The sequence below is a fragment of the Defluviicoccus vanus genome (assembly GCF_014672695.1).
In the GTDB taxonomy this organism is placed as follows: Bacteria; Pseudomonadota; Alphaproteobacteria; order Rhodospirillales; family Defluviicoccaceae; genus Defluviicoccus; species Defluviicoccus vanus.
In genome coordinates this window covers 1,899,350-1,919,828 of record NZ_CP053923.1, presented here as the reverse complement: position 1 = coordinate 1,919,828, position 20,479 = coordinate 1,899,350, and the positions used below count along the sequence as shown (strand labels likewise).

The window sequence follows — 20,479 nt, the reverse complement described above, 5'->3', positions numbered from 1 at the left end:
CGTGGTGGTTTCTCGACGCGAGAGAGGTTGACTGATGTTCACGGTCATGATTGCCGACGATCATCCTCTCTTCCGTGCAGCGCTTTGTCAGGTCATCGGCAGCCTGTTCGCTGATCACCGGATCTATGAAGCCAGCACGCTTGACGAGGCGCGTCAGCTGATCGGCGCGGNNGTGTCGTTTCCGGCGGTGAACATCGCAGCGACGCAGGCGGCGGCGCTTGATCTCGACATGATTCTGCTTGATCTCAACATGCCGGGCTCGGTTGGATTCTCCGGCTTGGTTGAACTGCGCAACGCCGTGCCTGAGGTGCCGATTGTCGTCGTTTCCGCCGCGAGCGCCGATTTGATCATCCGCGACTCCATTACCTACGGTGCCGCCGGCTTCGTTCCGAAGTCGTTCTCACGCAGCCAGATCGGCGATGCGCTGCGTCAGGTGATGGACGGTGAGGTGTTCCTGCCGTGCGAACTGACCGAGGCCAGGGGCGGCGGCGGCGAGCCGGCGGCGAAGCTGCACGACCGGGTGGCGGCGCTCACTCAAGGCGAACTGCGAGTGTTCGAGCGGCTCGCCAAGGGCAAATCCAACAAGATCATCGCTTACGAGCTGGNNGGATCAAGGTCGACGGTGAAGGCGCACATCACCGCCATCCTGCGCAAGCTGCATGTTTTCAGCCGCACCCAGGCGGTGATTGCCGCCCGCGAACTGGGCGAAACCTAGGCCGTAACGGAGGCGGTTTGCCCAGTGATGGCAGTTGAGCCGGGCGAAGGGAATCGGATCGTCATGGCCGCGCCAGCAAGTGTGAGACCAGCGCCCGCAGCTTCGCTGGCTTGACCGGTTTGCGCAGCAGATGGAAACCGTGCCGGCGGACGATTCCGGCGACCTTTGGGTTGCAATCGGCGGTGATGATTAGCCCTGGAATGTCGCGGCCGCAGACATGGCGAATTTCCTCCACCGCATCGACACCGTTGGCACCGTTCTCGAGATGGTAGTCAGCGATGACGATGTCCGGTCTGCATTCGCCCCGCGCCAGGTCCAGGAGAGCCGTCCGGCCATCGACGGCAACGATAGGGCTGCACCCCCAGCCCTGCAGGAGTTCGCGCATTCCAAGCAGGATGCTTTCCTGGTCGTCGATGACGACTACCAGCGCCGACGACAGCGTATCGAGCGAAGCGGTGGTCGCCTCCCGCTTCGGCAGCGCTTGCGGCAGGACGCCGACCGGTACGTCGATCCAGAACGCCGAGCCCTTGTCGACGACCGAGCGCACACCGATCGAATGGCCGAGAACCCGGGCAATGCGGCGGACGATGGCAAGCCCGAGACCGAAGCTTTTGCTCTTGTCGCGGTCGGGGTGGAGTTGCTTGAACTCATCGAAGATCTCGCCGACCGATGCCTCGGGTATGCCGAGGCCGGTATCCAGTGTCTCGATGCGGACGACGTCGCCACGGTGGCGGCAGCCGAGAAGAACGTGACCCGACGGGGTGTAGCGTATCGCATTGGTGAGGAGATTGCGCAGCACCCGGCCGAGGAGTGCCAGATCGCTGCGGACGACCTTGGAGCAAGGGACGACGCGTAGTGTCAGGCCCTCCACGCGGGCGAGCGGCTCGTATTCCTCAGCCAGCTGTTGCAGCAGGTCACCGATGACGAAATCGGTCTTCTCGGCGGTGATGGCGCCGGCATCCAGTTTCGAGATGTCGAGCAGCGTCCCCAACAGTCCCTCGACGCACTCGAGGGCGCGCTCGATCTGCGAGACAAACGCCGCTTCCTTTTCCGGCAGCGTCCGGTCGGCGAGCGCGGTGACGAACAGCCGCGCCGCATTCAGCGGCTGCAGCAGGTCGTGACTGGCGGCGGCGAGAAAGCGGGTCTTGCTCAAGTTGGCTTGCTCGGCTTCGGCCTTCGCCTGGCGCAATGCCTCCTCGATCTTCACCCGCCCGAAGATCTCCTGCCGCAGCTTGGCGTTGACCGTGGTCAGCTCTGTCGTGCGCTCGCGGACGCGCCGCTCCAGGCTCTCGTTGGCCTCGCGCAGTTGGCGGGCGGCGAGCTTGCGGTCGGTGACGTCGGTATAGGTGGTGACGAAGCCACCCCCNGGCATCGGATCGCAGCGCACGTCCACCACGGTGCCGTTGTGCAGCAGTTGCTCGCTCTTGGTCGACAAGGCCTGCCGCACCTGCTCGGTGCGCCGCGCGATAGCCCTTTCCGTTTCTTCCGGATAATCGCCGCGCGCCGAGCGATAGCGGACGTAATCGGCGAACGAGGCGCCTCGCCGCACCAGCCACTCGGGCAGGTCGAGGAGTTCGAGGAACCGGTCGTTCCAGGCCACCAGCTGGCAGTGTTTGTCGAACACCGAGACCCCCTGCATCAGGTGATCGAGGGTCGACTGCAGCAGAATCGATTTTTCCGCCAGCTCCTGCTCGCGGCGTCGCTGTTCGTCCAGCTTGACCTCGGTGATGTCGGTGTAGATGCCGACGATTCCGCCATCCTGGGTCAGTCGCTCTCGGATCTGCAGCCACCGGCCGCTGGTGAGGCGAACCACGGTAGGATCGGTTGGATTGCTGTGCCGATAGAGGCGATCGCGCAGCCAGGCTTCCGGATCGTCATCGATGTTGGCGACGATCCCGTTCTCCACCATCCAGCGCGAGATGTCGCGGAAGGGAATACCAGGGCGCACGACTTCGCGGATGTTGCGACCTCCCGACCAGAATTCGATAAAGCGACTGTTACACAGCACCAGAAGGTCGTCGTGGTCGAAGAGGGCAAAGCCTTCGGAGATACTTTCGATCGCCTCCATCAGCCGTATCTGCGCCGTCTCGGTTTGTTGCTTGGCGGCGCCGAGTTCGTGATTGATCTTTTCCAGCTCGCGTAGCGCTGTTTCCAGCCGCCGCGTACGCTCGCGCACTTTGTCTTCGAGGACGATTGCGGTCTGGAACAAGGAGTAGGCATTGCCCTGTGAATCGATGCCCCGTTCCACCTGCTCCATCAAAACCTTGACGATCTTCTGCAGCTTCGCCGTGTCGAGTGGCAGGTTTAAGTCGGGCATGACCGGGGCGTCCTGCGAGTCAAATACTCCCAAACCTGGCCCCGAACCCGATCGCCGCGCCGGTGAAAGTGTGGTTCACATGCATCGCCTGGTACTGTTCGCCGAAGGTGCCGAAGCCAATGACGTTGTTGCGTGCGAACAACCGGCCCACCGCTTCTGTCAGCCGCTTCTCCTCCAATTCGAGCGCACGCAGAACGCAGTCGCAGCCGATGACCAGTTGCGGCAGACCAATTTCGCTGTAGATCTGATCAAACAAGGCTCGGGTGTTCTCAAGCAGGTCAGTCCCATTGGCGACGGTGAGGACGATGCCCTTGTCGATTGCACAAAAGAAGGTAAGGCTTTCGTCTTCGTTCACCTTCTGGATGGCACGGGTGTAATAGCGGCCGCCCACCTTCACCACCACCGGATGGGTGGCGAAGATCATCGGTGACAGTTCGTCGACTTCCAGACCGACGAGGCGGGCGTATTCGCGTCCGGCCGGTTCGGCATTGATCTCGCTGACAATCCGGCTCACAGGATCGGCCTCGGTCACGACCATCTTGGTTCCGGAGCTGATGAAGTGGTCGTTGGTGAACAGCTTGAACGGCAGCCGTGTTCGCACGAGGACGAGCACTGCGGCATCGCTTTGGAAGTGACCGTTCTGGAAGACGTAGCTGCGCTGGAAGGTTAGTCCGCCACCGGCCCCGCCGAACATCGGAATGTCGCCGAGCGCTGATGCGATGGCGCTCAGAACCATTTCCTCGCAGGTGCACAATCCGTCGATCATCAGGAAGGCAAAGGCGTTGTCAGTTGGCATGCCTTCCGACGACTGATCCAGTTCCAGGCGCAGATTGCGGACAATATCGTGACCGTCGGCGATCGAAAAATTGCGCAGGCTTTGGATCGAGGCCGAGACTGAGACGAAATCGGGCTTCGCCAAGGAAAAACCGACGATACTACCGGTCATGTAGCCGGCCGGCGTTATTTCGCTGGCGCTGGTGCAGCCGATTAGCGGGACGCCGATGAACCGCTCGTTCAGCTGGCGTTCAAGGGCGTGCAGGTCGTAATCGGTGGAACAGAAAAAAACGGCTAGAGCGGACTCGGGATGATAGATCGAATTGTATAGCTGTTCGGCGGCTTCAGCCGCATCTCGGGCGCGAGAAAAGCCCCGCCGAACACAGGCCTTGGTCTCCACGGACATCTCGCCTCCCTCGCTGGCTTCGCGGTGCGATTGAGTCGCACTAACGTTTACAGCCAGCACATTTTCGTTAAATTACGCTGCCTTGGCGCTGCAACAGCACCAGCATGCTTCTATAAGGGTACCATATTGAGGTACGTGGTTCCACTCCTAGCTGAGTTGCGAAACTCGCAGCTCAGAGCGACCAGTTCTAGTTCTCATCTTCGCTATGCAACGTCGGCGCCTGGATCAACTTTGTCGGTTCATGCCGTTTATATCAGATTACGAGTGTATCACCGTGTCGGCGCACGACCGGATGCGACAAAAGTCTAAGCGCCGGGGGCATGACGAGAGGCGGAACGTCGCCGCCAAGCACACTTGGCAAGCAGAGCTCAGCGCGTCCAGCGGCAACAGGAGGCGGGATCCTACTCTCCCCGGGTCAGACCGCGATCGTCACGGGGACTTTTACGTCTACGTCCGTCCCTCGGCGTGGGTCATGCGCGGCTGCCGGCCGGCACGGAAATCGCGCGCCGTGCAGCCGTAGGCGGCACGAAAGCAGCGGCTGAAATGCGATGAATCGCTGAACCCCCAGCGGAAGGCGATCTCGGTCATCGGCAACCCGCGCAGCCCTGGATCGGCAAGATCGTCGCGGCAGTGTTCCAGCCGCCGATGGCGGACAAACTCGCTGAACGATGTGCCCACCTGCCTAAACAGCCGGTGCAGCTGACGGGTCGAGATGCCATGCGCTGCCGCTACCCGCGCCGGGCAAAGGCTGGGATCGGCCAGCCAGTGTTCGATCGTGTCCTGAAGCGGAGCCAGCTGCCGCGGTGCCTCCAGCCGATACGGCACCGGTTCCTGGCCGCGCGCCGCTTCGGCGCCGAGCGCCGTCAGCGCCAGATCGAGTACGGCAGCGTGCAATCCCTGCTGCTCCCGGACGGTCAGTATCCCAGTGATGCTGCGCATCGCCAGGAGCAGGCTGCGAAGTGCCACTCCGATGCCGCTCCCGCCGCGGATCGCGCCGGCGGGTGGTGGATCGCGCGTCGACAAATGCTGTCGCGAGGGCGGATAGGGCAGAGCGAGACACAGCTGGCGCGAACGGCCGAATGCCTTGAGCCGAGCCGCGGCGTTGGTGTCGATGAGCAGAACGTCGCCGGCCGCGAGCGGCACCCGTGATCCGGCTACCTGGGCAACGCAGCGGCCTTCGATCTGCAGGATCAGCAGGTAATGATCATGGTCGCCAGCGCCGGGAAGCGGCCGGTCGCGGCCCTCTTCGCCGTCGTCGCCGATGACTTCGATGAACTCGTGACCGCCGGCCGATGGTGGTTCTGCCGCTGGCGCGACGCGACGCTGCCCGGCATCGCGACCTGGCAATGCACGATCGGGCGCGCTCGGGGCCTGCATCGGCGTCTCCATTCGCATCCCTTCCCCCGCTATCGCCGCAAGCGAACGGTCTGTCGAATGGCGCTCGCGAGCGAGTTGCGTATGCAACGGTTACACGCGTCCACGTGACAGACAAGAGGCAGGTTAGACGAAACCGCTCTCGTTCGACTAAAGTCTAGAACAGCTTGTCGTTGTCAGCCAAATCTTGGCGCGCTCGAACAAGAACAAGGCGCGATACCTCGTTACTGTATTTGTACAAGATGGCGAATACAATGAACATGAGCGAGGGAGGAAGTAGACATGAGCAACAATAGGTTATCTATTGTCGCTACGGCATTCGCCGTCGGACTTGGCGCGCTGGCCGGATTGCCGCCGACGGCAGCCGCGCTCGACGTGGACCCGGGCGACTATGCCGCGGCAGCACCGGGAACGAATTTGGCGCTGGGCTACGCGTTATTCGGATGGAACAACAGCTTTAAGACCAAAACGGGCGACAGAATTTCCAACAGCAGCCTGAACACGCAAATCGGCATCTTGCGTCTTGTCCATTACACGGATCTTCTAGGCATAACGGCTGATCCTCAGATCTTTATCACCTTCGGTGCGCTGAACAACGGTAAGCTGGGCGGCGAGAACCTCGATAGTTCCTTCGGGCTGGGTGACACGATTATCGCCAGCACCTTCTGGTTCATTAATCAACCGGATGAAAAGCGGTGGCTGGGTTTCACGCCGTTTTTTTTCTTCCCGACAGGTAAGTATCAAGACGGCAAGCCTTTGAACGTCGGTGAGAACCGCTTCAAGCAGGTGCTCCAGGTGGGGTTTGTCCAGGGTTTCGCCGAGAAATGGACCACGGACCTGATCGCCGACACTACGTTCTACGAAGACAATGACGACTACGGGGAGCGAGGCAAGCAAACCCTATCGCAGGATAATTCCTATCAACTCCAGGCGTGGCTGCGTTATGCGATCACGCCGAACTGGCAAGTCGGTGGTGGTTACTCTGGCACGTATGGCGGCGTGACGGAAGTAAACGGCGATAGTAATGGTGGGGCAACGCGGGTGCAGCAGCTTCGCCTGATCACCCAATATTTCCCAGAGCCGTCACTGCAGCTTCAAGCGGGAGTCACGACCGATGTCTGGGCGCAAGGTCAATTTAAGGAAGTATTCGGTCTACGCTTCCGAATAATGAAGGTTTTTTGACCGAACTCATTCGGAGCGCCGGGCAGAGGTGCGGGATCGGTTGACGATCCCCGCGTTCCTCCGCCGCCGCCCTGGCCGTCTTCGATTGGGAGCGCCTCAGGCCGGCAGATCGTCCACCTTGGAGACGACGACGGCGAAGAGATCACGGATGCCGGCGAGCGTCGCCGCCTTTAGCGTCGGCGCAGGGACGATGCTGCCATCAACGCCGGGCAGATCGCGAGTCGCCGTCGCGTCGCCCACCACCGTCGCTTGGTAGCCGAGGTTGAAGGCGCCGCGCGCGGTTGAATTGACGCAGACGTGGGTCATGAAGCCGCACAGAACCAGACTCTGGATTCCCAGTGCCCGCAGCTGGCTATCGAGATCGGTCTCCCAGAACGAGTTTGGATACGTCTTGACGATCACTGGTTCGCCGGCTTGCGGACGCACCGGATCGCTGATCTGGCCGATCTCGGCACGGATGTCGTAGGGCGTCCCGGGGCCGGCATCGTGCATGACGTGGAAGATCGGAATGCCGGCGGTTCGGGCACGCACCAGCAGGCGGGCTACTTCCGCCAGAGCCGGTTCCACGCCTACCAGCTGCATCACTCCCTCGCGGTAGGTGTTCTGACAGTCGATGATCACCAGCGCCGATTGGCTCAACGCCGCCGGTTGATGGCCGATCCCGGCCACGTCGCGCAAAGTAGTCACGGTGGGCATCACGCCCTCCTTATGATCTTGATGCCTAAGCTGAGGATCGCGCACCGATTATGTCGCATCGGCGAGGGTGAGGCCATTCGACGAAAAGCGGTTGCAAAGCCGAGGCAGCACCAGGCCCGGCGATGTCCGACCAAAGTCGAGCTACCAAAGTAGCGGCGCGTCCGTGTAATACTCGTGGCATGCTTCCTTCGGTACATAGCGTTGGGACCGGTTGGAAGACAAGTGTTCCCGAGGAAAGACCCCGGCACATGAACTTCCACGACGCTGGCCCACACTGAGGGAGGACGCTCGTCATGCAAGTCGAAAAGCTGTGGCAATTTCCGATCAAAGAGTTTCATCGTATTCCGCGCGGTCTGCTTGGACCTGGTTCCTATGAGCTGATCGGCGTCGAAGCCAAGAAGTTGGGCTTTAAACGGTCGCTGCTGACGACGAGCGGACTGCGCGGTACAGGAATTATCGATGATATTGTCGGTAAGGTTAAGTATCAAGGTATAGACGTCATCGTCTACGACAAGATCGAGTCCAATCCCAAGGATTACAATTCCATGGAGATTGCCGATCTTTATATGAAGGAGAAATGCGACAGCTTTATTTCAGTCGGTGGCGGGAGCACTACTGACGCGACCAAGGGTGCCCGCCTCGTCGTCGCGCATGACGGCCGCAACGTTAACGAATTCGATGGCTTCAACAAGTCGGAGAATCCGAATAATCCGCCGCATATCGCCGTCAACACCACCGCCGGCACCGGCTCGGAAACCAGCTGGGCATTCGTCATCACCGACACCACGTCGGACAAGGCGCCTTACAAGTGGCTCGGCTTCGATGACAACTGTCCGGCGACGCTCAGCATCAATGACCCGGTCCTCCACTTTTCCTTGCCACAGGACCTGACCGCCTATTGCGGCTTCGACGTGCTGGCGCATGCCTCAGAGCCCTATGTCTCGCGGCTCGATTTCATGCCCAGCCTCGGCAATGCCCTGAAAGCAATTGAGCTGGTGGCGCAAAACCTTCGCCGCGCCGTATTCGAGCCAACTAATTACGAGGCCAGAGTCAACATGATGTACGCGTCGTATATTTCGGCGCAGGCGTTCAATAGTGGCGGTCTTGGCATCATTCACTCTATCTCTCACGCGGTCAGTGCCTTCTACGACAGCCATCATGGCTTGAACAATGCCATCGGCCTCACCCGCGTGTGGGAATTCAACATGCCAACCTGCTACAAGCGGTTCCGCGATATCGCCCGGGCGATGNGCGAAAACGTCGACGGCTTGAGCGACGTCGCCGCCGCTGATCGTGCCCTCGAAGCGGCGATCAAGCTGAGCAAGGACGTGGGCATTCCCGAAAACTTTGCCAGCATCGGCAACTACACCAAATCGCAGATGGGCAAAGGTAAGTACGCGCAATGGATGAACGGCGGGATCAACGGCGACGACCACAACGTCGATCGCATCACCCGCCACGTTCAAGGTGACGGCTCGACACCAGGCAATGCCCGGGAAGTAACGTTCGACGCGGTTGCACCAGTCGTGAAGCACGCGCTCGTCGGCTCATATTACTAGGCGGCCGCCTACGTAGAGACCTGTCGCCAAGAATGCCTGACCCGCCCTCGCTCGTGTGGGCGGGTCGAGAGAGCGGGAGCGGCCATGTTTCAGTCCATCGATCAGACGATCGATCAGCTTGCTATGCATCGGTACATCTGTGACCGGAAGCTGGCCACTGTCGCCTATCTGGCGGAAAAGCTCCGCAAGCCGATCCTGATCGAAGGGCCGGCGGGCGTCGGCAAGACTGAACTGGCGAAGGCGATCGCCGAGGCGACGCAACGACCGCTGATCCGACTGCAGTGTTACGGTGGGTTGGACGAAACCCGGGCGCTCTACGAGTGGGAATACGGCAAGCAACTACTCTATACGCAAATCCTACGCGACAAGATCGGCCATTTCTTCGCAGATGTCGGTGATCTGCGTGCCGCGGTGGACCGTCTCCGCCAGCACGAGGACATCTTCTTTTCCGAGCATTTTATCGTCCGGCGACCGATCCTGCAGGCGATTACGTCGCCTGAACCAGCGGTCCTGCTCATCGACGAAATCGATCGAGCCGAGGAACAGTTCGAGGCGTTCCTGCTTGAGGTGCTCAGCGATTATCAGGTCACCGTGCCCGAGATCGGCACCGTCAAGGCGACGACGCCGCCTTACGTCGTCGTCACCAGCAATAATACCCGCGACCTGAGCGACGCCCTGAAACGCCGCTGCCTGCATCTGTTCATCGGCTATCCGGACGAAGAGCGGGAACTGGCCATTATCCGTCTCAAGGTGCCGGATATCAGTGCCACTCTGGCAGCACAGGCGGTGAACGTCATCCAGCGCATGCGCAGCCTCGACCTGCGCAAGGCCCCCAGCATCAGCGAAACCCTCGACTGGATGCAAGCGCTGGTGCTGCTCAACGTCACGTCGCTCGACCGTGTCCTGGTCGAGGAGACGCTGCAGCTCCTGGTCAAATATGAACGCGACATCGGCCAGGTGAGCGAGCGTATGGCTTGGCTGCTTGAGGGGTTGAAAGAGGGCGCAGCGGAGACGTCTGGCACCGCCGCTGACCGCCCACTGCCGGTGCGGCCGCCGACACCGCAGTCGGTTCCGAACCTGGATGAGATGGAGGCGCGCAAGCGGGAGCATGCGGCGCGCTATTACGGCCGCGACCGGATCCGGCCGGCGAACGCCGACGAGGAGCGGTGATGGACGCCGTGATCAATCACTTCATCCGCGCTCTCAAGCGGGCCGGGATCGGCATTTCGCCGGCAGAGTCGATCGACGCGATGCGGGCCCTCACCTGGGTCACCCTCGATAGCCGGGAGACGACGCGCAACACCCTGCGCGCGACGCTGATCAAGGATGTGCATGACGCACCGGTGTTCGAGGAGATGTTTGATCTTTTCTTCAGTCCCCCGCGGTCGATGACATCAATTGCCGGCGATGACGCTGGCGGCGTGTCCGATGCCGTGCTGCCAGCGACGCAGCAGGTGGTGCTGGATACCGAGGACGACGGGATTACCCTCAACAGCGGTGGCGGCGGACTGGAAAAGACGGAGAAGATTCAACCCGGCAGCCTTGAAGAACTGGCTCGTAATCTTCTGCTCAAACGGGCGGACGCGTTGCTCGATCAGGTGATGCAGCGCTCAACGCATCAAGTCAACGTTCGCAGCCCCGGCAGCGGCGCCCGANCCGGGGAGCTCAATTTCGCCGATGGCCAGCCGACCCTGGACGCCGATCTCGCCATCGCCGCGCTCGAACAACTGCTGGATGACGTGCACGACATCGACACCGATGGCACACTCTTCGATCAGCTCCGGGAGCAGGCCGCGTCCGTCATCGATCATCTGCCGGAGGCACTCAAACGCTACCTGCTGCAACAACTTGCCTTGCGGACGAAGACAGCCAACGCGCAGGCAAAACGCCGGCCGGCGCCGCGGCAGCAATTCAGTGAAGCCGAACACCGCCAGATGGAAGACATGGTCCGCCGTCTCGGTCGGCGCATGCGCGGCGCCCGCTCTTACCGTCGCGTCGTCGGGCATCATGGCCGCATTCACGTGGCGCGGACGCTCCGGGCAAGCATGATCTACGATGGCATTCCGTTCAAACCGGTCGTCACCCACCACCACAACGAAAAGCCGCGGATCGTCGTCATCTGTGACGTCAGCATGTCGGTCCGCAACACCGCCCGTTTCATGCTGCACCTCGTTTACAGCCTGCAGTCCTTGTTCGAACAGGTGCGCAGCTTTGTGTTCGTCAGTGAGCTCGCTGAGGCCAGCCAATACTTCGAACAACTGAGTATCGACGATGCCATTGCCGCAGTTCTCGATGGCAGCCTCGTTGACTGCGATGCCAACAGCAACTACGGCCGGGCCCTTGGCATCTTCATCCAGCGTCACCTCGCCAGCGTGACCCACCATACGACGGTGATCGTCCTCGGCGATGGCCGCGGCAACCGCAATCCACCCAACGTCGCCGCCCTGGAGGAGATCCGGCGACGTGCCAAACATTTGATCTGGCTGTCGCCGGAACCGCGCGGCAGCTGGGGGCTCGGCAGCTCCGACATGCCGCTCTATGAGCCGGTCTGCCATCGCGCCGAAGTGGTGCGCAACCTTACCCAGCTCGGCGACGTTGCGGATGCGCTGTTCCGCCGCTTTGCCACCGGGGCGGACCATGCTTGAGCCGGTCGGTGACCCTGCGATGAGCCCACTCACCTTCGCTCGCCACCGGCACGGTCTGCTCATTGACGGCCTCGCCGATCGGGCGGCGCCTCTCGCCCGCAGCGACCACTTCACGATCTGGGGGCTGATGCCAGAGCAGTGCGATGCGGACGATATCGTCGTTGTGCATGAGTTCTGCCCCGAGCAGATCGACAACAATATTGGTGGCTACGTCGCCGATGAATTGCTGCCGCTGCTCGCCAGGGCGCGGCTGAGCCTGTCTCCCCCAGCGAACGGCTATGCCTGCAGCGAGCAGGAAACGTTCGAACGCTACGTCGGCGCGATCGTCCGTTCCATCGACGGCAACGAACGGCGGGCTTGGCACCGCTTCTACGACAACACGCTCGCAGCGTTGCATCCGACGTCGACGTCTCGCCCGAGCAACGGTGCCGCCGACTTCAATGCCAGCTTCCGCGCCATTTATGCCCAGGTAGCGGCCCTCGTCGGTGACGTGAAATGCGATTGCCTTCTCGATGTCGCCACCTGCTTCGGCTTCCTGCCACTCTACCTAGCGACCGCCGAAGGGGCCGTTGCCGGGGCCGCTGCCGGCGCCGTTGCTAGGCGAGCGATCACCGGCTGCGATCTCAACGTGGCCCTGGTGGCGCTCGCCGAAGACTATCGGCGGACGCGGGGCATTCCGGGTGTGGCGTTTGTCCACGCCGACATTCTCGCCGCCGACGTCCGAAGCGGCCTCGCTGGCTCCGGCGGCCCTTTCGACGTCGTCACCGCCATCCATCTCCTTGAACACCTTACCCCCGCGGAAACCGTCGCCGCAGTCGCCAACCTGTGGGCGTTGACCGGAGGGCGGCTGATCGTCGCTGTCCCCTTCGAGGACGTTGCCGATCCGCGCTTCGGCCACCGTCAGGTTTTCGACCAGGACCGCCTGCAGGCGCTGGGCCGGCTGACCGGAGGGCACTGCCAATACTTCGAATATCACGGCGGCTGGCTGATCGTCGATCGGGCCGGAACCGCCGGGATCCAACAGGAGGAGCAGGGATGAGCTACGAGGTCTTTCGTCAGGGCTTGCAGTCACCGATCTGTCTGACCTGGGAGATTACTTACGGCTGCAACCTGCGCTGCGTGCATTGCCTCTCGTCATCTGGCAAGCGTCGCCGCGACGAACTCTCGACCGACGAAGCCAAGCGCCTTCTCGACGAGTGGGCGGCGATGAAGGTGTTCTACATCAACGTCGGCGGTGGCGAGCCGATGAGCCGGCCTGACTTCTTCACACTGATGGAGCACGCGCTCGACAACAAGATCGGCGTCAAGTTCAGCACCAACGGCACGCTGATCGACGATGCTGCGGCGCGCTGGGTCGCGTCGCGCGATTATCTCGACCTGCAAATCAGCATTGATGGCGCTACTGCCGAGACCAGCGATCCTGTTCGAGGTGACGGCTCCTATGACCGGGCGCGCGCGGCGATGGATCGCCTCGCCGCCCACGGCGTACGGTTCAAGATCAACGCCACCGTCACCCGAGCAAATTTTCCGGAGATTGACGACCTCTACGCGCTTGCGTGTTCCTACGCTGCCGAATTGCGGCTCACCCGGCTGCGTCCCACCGGCCGTGGCGCCGCGGTATGGAACGAACTGCGGCCGACCCATGCGCAGAATCGTCACCTCTACCACTGGCTCCTGGCGCATCGCGATGTGCTGACCGGTGATTCCTTCTTCCATCTCTCGGCCTACGGCCAGCCGATGGATGGCCTGAACATGTGTGGCGCCGGCCGCATCGTCTGCTGCGTCGATCCGGTGGGCGACGTCTACGCCTGTCCATTCACCCTGGCACCCGAGTTTCGCGCCGGCAATGTCCGCGAGGTGGGTGGATTCACCACGGTCTGGCGTGAGGCACCGCTGTTTGCGCACCTCCGCGAGTGGCAGGTGGGCGGCAACTGCCAGAGCTGCAACGCCTACGAAAGCTGCCACGGCGGCTGTATGGCGGTGAAGCATTTCGTCGGCTGGTCGCCGGACGCCCCCGACCCCGACTGCGTGTTCGAAAATGTCGAGACGCCGTGTGATGGCCCCGCTGCAGGCAACCGCGGGGGTGGGCGAGCCAGTGCGTGCCTGACGACCTGCATCGCTGAAAAAATCAGCCGGGCATGAACGTCCCGGCGATGGCGAAGCGGCAAAGAAAACCAACAGGAGGAGGGCCGGCGCATCGGCCCGCAGGACCAGGATTAGATGAACAAACTACGCCAGGATGATTACGGCTGTTTGTTTGCGCCCCTGCAGCTAGGGAGTATGCGGGCGACAAATCGCTTCGTCTTCGCCGCACATCAGACCAACTTCGCCACCCACAATCGCTTCGAGAAACGCCACGCCGCCTACTATGCCAGCCGTGCCGCCGGTGGCGCCGGCACCATCGTCCTCGAAGGCAGTGTCGTTCATCCGTCCGACTGGCCGTACGAATACGCCATCTTCGGCTACGACCCATCGGTGGTCGAAGGCTACAAGCTGGTCGCTGATGCGATCCATCGTCACGGTGCCCTGGCATTGGCGCAACTAACCCACAGCGGCATGCAGGGGTCGAGTCACTACTCGCAGCTGCCCCTGTGGGCGCCGTCGCCGGTGCCGGAAGTCAACAGCCGCGAGATGCCGAAAGAGATGGAGGAAGACGACATCGCCGCTGTCGTCGAAGGCTTCATGCAGGCGGCGCGCTATGTCATGGCGGGCGGGCTCGACGGGGTTGAGATCAACGCCGGTCAGGACAGCCTGATCCGCCAGTTCCTTTCGCCGCTGACGAATTTCCGCAGCGACGGCTACGGCGGCAGCCTTGACAACCGGCTGCATTTCGCTCGCACCGTCCTGCAAGGGGTGCGCAATGCGGTCGGCAGCGCCGGCGTTGTCGGGCTTCGCTTGGTCGGTGACGAATACGCGCCGTGGGCCGGTATCAAGCCAGAGGATGCGGCCGAAATCGCCGACCTGCTTGCCGTCGACGGGGTGATCGATTTCATCAGCGTCACCAGCGGCAGCATCTACAGCGGACACATGACCCGCCCCGGGTTCTACGCGCCGCCGGGGTTTGCGGCGCATCTGGCCGGCGTGATCAAGCGGGCGGTGGGTGTGCCGGTGTTCGCACAGGGCAGTATCGTCGATCCGGCAATGGCGGCCGGCCTGGTGCGCGACGGTGGTGCAGATGCGGTGGAAATGACCCGCGCCCTGATCGCCGATCCGGAGCTGCCGGCCAAGGTCCGCTACGGCAATCTCGCCGCGGTGCGACCGTGCATCTTGTCCAACCAGGATAACGTCATCGGCCTGGTGCAGAACCCGCGCCTCAGCTGCGTCAACAACCCGGCCGCTGGCGATGAGGGGGCGGTGGAGTTTGCCGCCCTGACCCGCGCCCCGGTGCACTATCGGGTCATGGTGGCCGGCGGCGGTCCGGCCGGTCTGGAGGCGGCGCGGGTGGCAGCACAGCGCGGTCACGCGGTGACCATCTGCGAGCGCAGCGATCGGCTGGGCGGGGCGTTGCGACTGGCGGCGAATGCGCCCGGACGGGAGCGGCTGGCACTGGCGGTGGACTGGCTCGAAACCCAGGTGCGTGGGCTGAACCTGACGATCCGCACCGGGGTCGAGGTGACACCGGCACTGGTGCGCGACGAACAGCCGGACGCGGTCATCGTTGCCGTCGGCGGCCGGCCGGGCAGCCTGTCACGTGTAACGTTCACCAATGGCACCCGCGTGCTAACGCCCCGCCAGATCCTGAACGGCGACGCCCCGGAGACGGGTGGCAAGGTCGTGGTTCTGGATGCGATCGGTGATCACGTCGGCATGGAGGTGGCGGAATGGCTCGCCGACCACGGCTGGCAGGTGGAGGTGGTGACCAGCGACATGTTCGTCGGCCAGCGCCTCACCGCGTCGCTGGAACTGACGCCGTGGAACCAACGGGCGGCGGCGAAGGCGATCACCTTCCGGCCACAGATCACGGCGGAGACGGTGGCGGAGCGGGCGATCATTGGCATCGATTGTTTTGATCGTCGGCCGATCAGGATCGACGAGGTGGATCTGGTGGTTCCCGTCACCCACGAGGTCCCGGACGAGGATCTCTACTTCGCCCTCAAGCAGGTGGGGCAGCGGGTGTTTCGCGCTGGCGACTGCGTGGCGCCCCGTTACCTGAGCCAGGCAATTCTCGAGGGCTATCGCGCCGGACGGGAGGTCTGAGATGAGCGGCCCGTCGCGTCTGCTGTTCACCCCGCTCAAGGTCGGCAACATCACCGTCCAGAACCGGATCGTTTTCTCGGCGCACCTGACTAACTATGCCGTGGACTACATGCCGAGCGACCGCCACGCCTACTACTACCGGGAGCGGGCACGCGGCGGCGTCGGCCTGATCATCACCGAAGAGCACTCGACGCATCCGACCGACCACCCGTACGAGAAGCTGATCCACGCCTTCCACCCGACGGTGATCCCGGGCTATCGGCGGATCACCGAGATGGTGCATGCCGAGGGCGTGCCGATCCTCGCCCAGATCAACCATAACGGCGGCCAGGCGAGCGGCATGTTTACCCGATTGCCGGCCTGGGCACCGTCGGCGATTGCCGATCCGCTGTTTCGCGAGGTGCCGAAGGCAGTTGAGCACGAAGACATCCAGCAGATCATCGAGGGCTACGCCACCGTCGCCAGCTACACGAAAAAGGGTGGCTTCGACGGCATCGAACTGCAATGCTCGCACTCCTCGATCGTCCGTCAGTTCCTGTCGCGCAGCACCAACCGGCGAAGCGATGAGTACGGCGGCAACTTGGAGAACCGGGCGCAANTCCTGCGCGAGATCATCGGCGCGATCCGGCTCGCGGTTGGCCGCGACTATGTACTGAGCGTGCGGCTGTGCGGCGACGAACTGATCCAGGACGGTATCACCATCGAGGAGGCGGTCGATCTGGCGCGCCTGCTCGAACGCGACCGGCAGATCGACGTCATCAACACCAGCATCGGCACCGCGACGCAGACGCTCTACATGATCGAGGCGTCGATGCGCATCCCGCCCAACTACGCGATGTTCATCCCGTCGGCGATCCGCAAGGCGGTGCATCTGCCGGTGATCGGTGTCGGCCGGGTCAAGGACCCGATCCAGGCTGAGCGCCTGCTCGCCGAGGGCCACGCCGATCTCGTCGGCATCGTTCGGGCGCAGATCGCCGATCCCGAGTTCGCCCGCAAGGCGCGCGAGAACCGCGCCGACGACATCCGGCTGTGCCTGTCATGCAATCAGGAATGCGTCGGTAGGATGGGCCTCAACCGCTGGCTGGGCTGTATCGAAACCCCGGCCACCGGGCGGGAGCAGACGCTGGGCATCGGCACCCTGCAGCCGGCGGTCCGGCCGAAGCGAGTGACAGTTGTTGGTGGCGGTCCGGCCGGCCTGAAGGCGGCGGTCGTTGCCGCCCGCCGCGGTCATAAGGTGACGCTGCTCGAGAAGGAGGAGCGCCTCGGCGGCCAGATTGTCTGGGCGGTGCAGGTGACCAACCGCGCCGAGTTCGGCGACATCGTCCGCAACCTCCTGCACGAGGTCGAGCAGTTGCAAGTCGACGTGCAGACGGGTGTTGCCGCCACCGCCGAGACGGTGCTGGCGGCGCAGCCGGATGCGGTCATCGTCGCCACCGGCTCGCTCCCCGACCGCTCCGCAATCCCCGGCGCTGACGGATCCTCCAGCGTAGCCGACGTGACCGATATTCTCTCCGGTCGGGTGAAACCGGGTCACCGGGTGCTGGTGATCGATCGGCTGGGCTTCCACGAGGCCACCAGCACCGCCGAGTTCCTCGCCGAGCATGGCTGCCAAGTGGAGGTGGTGACCCAGACGCTCTACGTCGGTCAGGACCTGGGCGTCACCCTCGACCTGGAGAACTGGTATCGCCAGGCACGGCGGCTCGGCATTACTTGCACCCCCAATCACTCGGTGCTCAGCATCGAGGATCGGGTGGTCACGGCGCTGCACAACTACTCGGGGCAGATCGTCCAGTTTCCCGAGGTGGACACGATTGTCCTCGCGGTGCATCGCCGCGCCGACTGCCGCCTTTACNACCGGCTGAAGCCCCAGGTGCCGGAGCTTTACCGTATCGGCGACTGTGTCGCACCGCGCCGCGCCCATGCGGCGATTATCGAGGGCGAAAAAGCTGGGAGGGCGGTCTGATGCCGGCGTCCATCGTCGTCATCGCCGAGACCGGGTTCGGCGAACTGACGCCGGAAAGCCTCGAGTGTGTCGAGGAAGCGCGCGAGGTTGCCGACGGCATCGGCGCCGACGTGCATGCTATCCTTCCTGGCGATGAGGTCGAGGCGTTGGCGGATGAGCTTGCCGCGCACGGGGCCGATCGGGTGACGGTCATCGAACACCAGGCGTTGGCGCAGTTCACCGCCGACGGCTGGCTGGCGGCGGTGCCACCGCTGTTGCAGGAGGCGCGCCCGATCCTGACCCTTGCCCCGGACAGCGGCTACACCTGCGCCTGGTTGCCGCGGCTGTCGGTACGCTGGCGGATCCCGATGGCCACCGGCTGCATTCGCGTCAAGTTGACCGACGAGGGCTATCCGGAGGTGTTCCGGGTCAGCCACAACGGCAGGCTGCATGAACGCCAGATCTGGGCCCGTGGTACCGCCGTGATGGTGCTGCTCTGCCCGGGGGTGCGTGGCGTCGGCCCCGGCCGTGCCGATCGCAAGGCCGACGTGCGGGTCGTCCGGCCGGCGCTCACCCCGTCGTCGTTCCGCGACCGGACGCTGCGCACCCATCCTCCCGATCCGCAGGATGTGGACCTTGGCGATGCCGAAAGGATCGTCTCCGGCGGGCTGGGCGTCGGCGGACCGGAGGGCATGGCGGAACTGCAGCAACTGGCGGACGAGTTGAAGGCCTCGCTGGGCGGTACCCGGGTCGTCGCCGATCGCGGCTGGCTGGCGCATGACCGCTACATCGGCACCACCGGCAAGATCGTCGCCCCTAAGCTCTATCTGGCGCTGGGTGTCTCCGGCGCCGGTCAGCACGTGGCCGGGATCACCGGCAGTGAAACCGTCATCGCCATCAACACCGACCGCACCGCGCCGTTGTTGAAGATGGCCGACCTGGGGGTGGTCGGCGATCTCCATCAGATTGTGCCGATCCTGATCCGCAAGCTGCGCAGCCATGCCGATGCCGAGCTCGAAACCTCGCCCGGATCGACGCCCGCGGCGCTGACGGGAGAACAAATCGGATGAAAGCGCCCAAGCCGAGCGACCACTTCGACGTCATCGTCGTCGGTGCCGGTCCGGCCGGCAGCGCCGCGGCCCTGGTTGCGGCCCGCGCCGGTCTCAATGTTCTCCTCATCGAGCGCGGCGAATACCCGGGCGCAAAGAACGTCTCCGGTGCATCGTTCTATGGCAGTGCGATCCTCAACAGGCTGATCCCCAACTGGTGGGAGCAGGCACCGGTGGAGCGCTACATCAGTCGTCGCAATCTGCTGCTGCTGTCATCGACGACGGCGGTTTCGCTCGACTTCCGTTCCGCAAGCCCCGCTTATACCGAGCCGCCGTTCAATGCCTTTACCGTGCTGCGGCCAAAGTTCGACCGCTGGTTTGCCGCTCAGGCGGAAGCGGCCGGCGCATTTCTGCTCACCTCCACCGTCGTCGATGACGTCATTATCGAGCGCGGCCGGGTGACTGGCGTCAAGGTTCGTCGCGATGAAGGCGAACTGCGCGCCGACGTGGTCATCGCCTGCGACGGCGCCAACTCGTTCCTGGCGCAGAAGGCCGGGCTACAGCGGCGTCTGAAGACGACGGAGATGTCGCTTGGGGTCAAGGAGGTGCTCGGACTGGACGAGGCGATCGTCCGCGAGCGCTTTCATCTCACCGGCAATGAGGGGACGGTGCAGGAATACGTCGGCGCGATCACCGAAGATGTTCACGGCGGCGCCTTTCTCTATACCAACCGCAACTCGCTGTCGCTGGGCGTTATCGCCCAGGTCGCCTCGCTGGTCGAAACCAAAAAGCGTCCCTACGACCTCCTGGAGTTGTTCAAGTCGCACCCGGCCGTCGCCCCATTGGTGCGCGGCGCGAAACTGCGCGAGTACTCGGCACATCTGATTCCCGAGGCTGGCTGGGACATGATGCCGAAGCTGGTGGCCTCGGGCATGCTGATCGCCGGCGATGCCGCTGGCTTCTGTCTCGCTACCGGTCTGTACATCGAGGGGATGAACTACGCCATGCAGTCCGGCATCGCCGCGGCGGAGACGGCGATCGAGGCGCACCGGGTTCGCGACTTCAGCCGCTACACGCTGGCGCGGTACACCGAACTGCTGTGGCCATGCAACGTGTTCACTGATTTCCGCACCTACCGCCATGCCCCCATTNTCATCAACAGCGACCGGGTGCAGAATCTCTACCCGCAAATGGTCGCCGAAGGCATGGAGCGCCTGTTCCGGGTCGACGGTAATGCCAAGCAGAAGATCCTGCCGCTGTCGCTGCGGACGCTGCGCCAGTTCAAGGCGAAGCCGAGGCAGCTGCTGAGCGACCTGTATCAGGCGGCAAGAAGCTATCTATGGTGAGGAAGAACGACGCATGGCAATGAACACCCATGAAGAAAAAATGCGTACCGTTCGCTTCAAAGTGGACGATACGCCGCACATCGTTGTCGACCCGGAAAAATGCAAATCGTGTGCGGTGAAGTCATGCGTATCCATTTGTCCGGCTAATCTATTTGTCCCGCTTGATGATGGGAGTGTCCTCTTTAATTATGAGCAATGCTTCGAATGTGGTACATGTTTTTGGTGTGCAGCAAAGAAGGGGCGTTGCGCTGGACCTATCCTGCGGGGGCTATGGCGT

General features: G+C 63.0%; 15 protein-coding genes. 11 read left to right on the top strand and 4 right to left on the bottom strand.

All coding sequences use genetic code 11. The features are described 5' to 3' along the window. Nucleotides 1-34 precede the first annotated feature (34 nt). Nucleotides 35-715, top strand: coding sequence for a response regulator (locus tag HQ394_RS08720; protein ID WP_190262909.1), 681 nt, complete (start codon nucleotides 35-37; stop codon nucleotides 713-715). Between the two features lie 61 nt (nucleotides 716-776). On the opposite strand, the gene HQ394_RS08715 is transcribed toward HQ394_RS08720, so the two are convergent. The 3 genes from HQ394_RS08715 to HQ394_RS08705 form a co-directional block, all read right to left on the bottom strand. Continuing rightward, entirely contained in the window at nucleotides 777-2,783 is a 2,007-nt protein-coding gene (locus tag HQ394_RS08715; RefSeq protein WP_456151568.1) for a NahK/ErcS family hybrid sensor histidine kinase/response regulator, read from the bottom strand. Between the two features lie 268 nt (nucleotides 2,784-3,051). After that, nucleotides 3,052-4,212, bottom strand: a complete 1,161-nt coding sequence (gene nosP / locus HQ394_RS08710) for a nitric oxide-sensing protein NosP (RefSeq protein WP_190262907.1) — start codon at nucleotides 4,210-4,212, stop codon at nucleotides 3,052-3,054. Nucleotides 4,213-4,659: 447 nt separating this feature from the next. Further along, nucleotides 4,660-5,589: a helix-turn-helix domain-containing protein gene (locus tag HQ394_RS08705; RefSeq protein ID WP_190262906.1), complete on the bottom strand. Its 930-nt coding sequence runs from the start codon at nucleotides 5,587-5,589 to the stop codon at nucleotides 4,660-4,662. Nucleotides 5,590-5,868: 279 nt separating this feature from the next. Here HQ394_RS08705 and HQ394_RS08700 point away from each other — a divergent pair, with 279 nt between their 5' ends. After that, the gene (locus HQ394_RS08700) at nucleotides 5,869-6,768 is read left to right on the top strand and encodes a transporter (RefSeq protein WP_190262905.1); all 900 of its coding nucleotides are present in this window, start codon (nucleotides 5,869-5,871) and stop codon (nucleotides 6,766-6,768) included. Nucleotides 6,769-6,864: 96 nt separating this feature from the next. Here HQ394_RS08700 and HQ394_RS08695 read toward each other — a convergent pair whose 3' ends face one another. Further along, entirely contained in the window at nucleotides 6,865-7,464 is a 600-nt protein-coding gene (locus HQ394_RS08695; protein WP_190262904.1) for a cysteine hydrolase family protein, read from the bottom strand. A gap of 293 nt (nucleotides 7,465-7,757) precedes the next feature. On the opposite strand from HQ394_RS08695, the gene mdo reads away from it, so the two are divergent. From mdo to HQ394_RS08650, 9 genes are all read left to right on the top strand, one after another. Then, the gene (mdo, locus tag HQ394_RS08690; protein WP_190262903.1) at nucleotides 7,758-9,023 is read left to right on the top strand and encodes an NDMA-dependent methanol dehydrogenase; all 1,266 of its coding nucleotides are present in this window, start codon (nucleotides 7,758-7,760) and stop codon (nucleotides 9,021-9,023) included. Nucleotides 9,024-9,107: 84 nt separating this feature from the next. Further along, a complete protein-coding gene (locus HQ394_RS08685; RefSeq protein ID WP_190262902.1) occupies nucleotides 9,108-10,193 on the top strand; it encodes an AAA family ATPase in 1,086 nt (361 codons plus the stop codon). Continuing rightward, nucleotides 10,193-11,668, top strand: coding sequence for a VWA domain-containing protein (locus HQ394_RS08680; protein WP_190262901.1), 1,476 nt, complete (start codon nucleotides 10,193-10,195; stop codon nucleotides 11,666-11,668). The genes HQ394_RS08685 and HQ394_RS08680 overlap by 1 nt, the downstream gene beginning before the upstream one ends. After that, nucleotides 11,661-12,707: a class I SAM-dependent methyltransferase gene (locus tag HQ394_RS08675; protein WP_223291967.1), complete on the top strand. Its 1,047-nt coding sequence runs from the start codon at nucleotides 11,661-11,663 to the stop codon at nucleotides 12,705-12,707. The genes HQ394_RS08680 and HQ394_RS08675 overlap by 8 nt, the downstream gene beginning before the upstream one ends. Further along, complete coding sequence (gene mftC, locus HQ394_RS08670) at nucleotides 12,704-13,810, top strand: mycofactocin radical SAM maturase (protein WP_190262899.1); 1,107 nt, start codon at nucleotides 12,704-12,706, stop codon at nucleotides 13,808-13,810. The genes HQ394_RS08675 and mftC overlap by 4 nt, the downstream gene beginning before the upstream one ends. 78 nt (nucleotides 13,811-13,888) lie before the next feature. Then, on the top strand, nucleotides 13,889-15,865 hold the full coding sequence (locus HQ394_RS08665; protein ID WP_190262898.1) for an oxidoreductase: 1,977 nt from the start codon (nucleotides 13,889-13,891) through the stop codon (nucleotides 15,863-15,865). 1 nt (nucleotide 15,866) lies between these two features. Continuing rightward, the gene (locus HQ394_RS08660) at nucleotides 15,867-17,828 is read left to right on the top strand and encodes a mycofactocin system FadH/OYE family oxidoreductase 2 (protein WP_190262897.1); all 1,962 of its coding nucleotides are present in this window, start codon (nucleotides 15,867-15,869) and stop codon (nucleotides 17,826-17,828) included. Then, a complete protein-coding gene (locus HQ394_RS08655; protein ID WP_190262896.1) occupies nucleotides 17,828-18,877 on the top strand; it encodes an electron transfer flavoprotein subunit alpha/FixB family protein in 1,050 nt (349 codons plus the stop codon). Before HQ394_RS08660 ends, HQ394_RS08655 begins: the two co-directional genes overlap by 1 nt. Next, nucleotides 18,874-20,202 carry an FAD-dependent oxidoreductase gene (locus HQ394_RS08650; RefSeq protein WP_190262895.1) on the top strand — a complete coding sequence of 443 codons (1,329 nt, stop codon included), beginning with the start codon at nucleotides 18,874-18,876 and terminating at the stop codon, nucleotides 20,200-20,202. Before HQ394_RS08655 ends, HQ394_RS08650 begins: the two co-directional genes overlap by 4 nt. Nucleotides 20,203-20,479 lie beyond the last annotated feature (277 nt).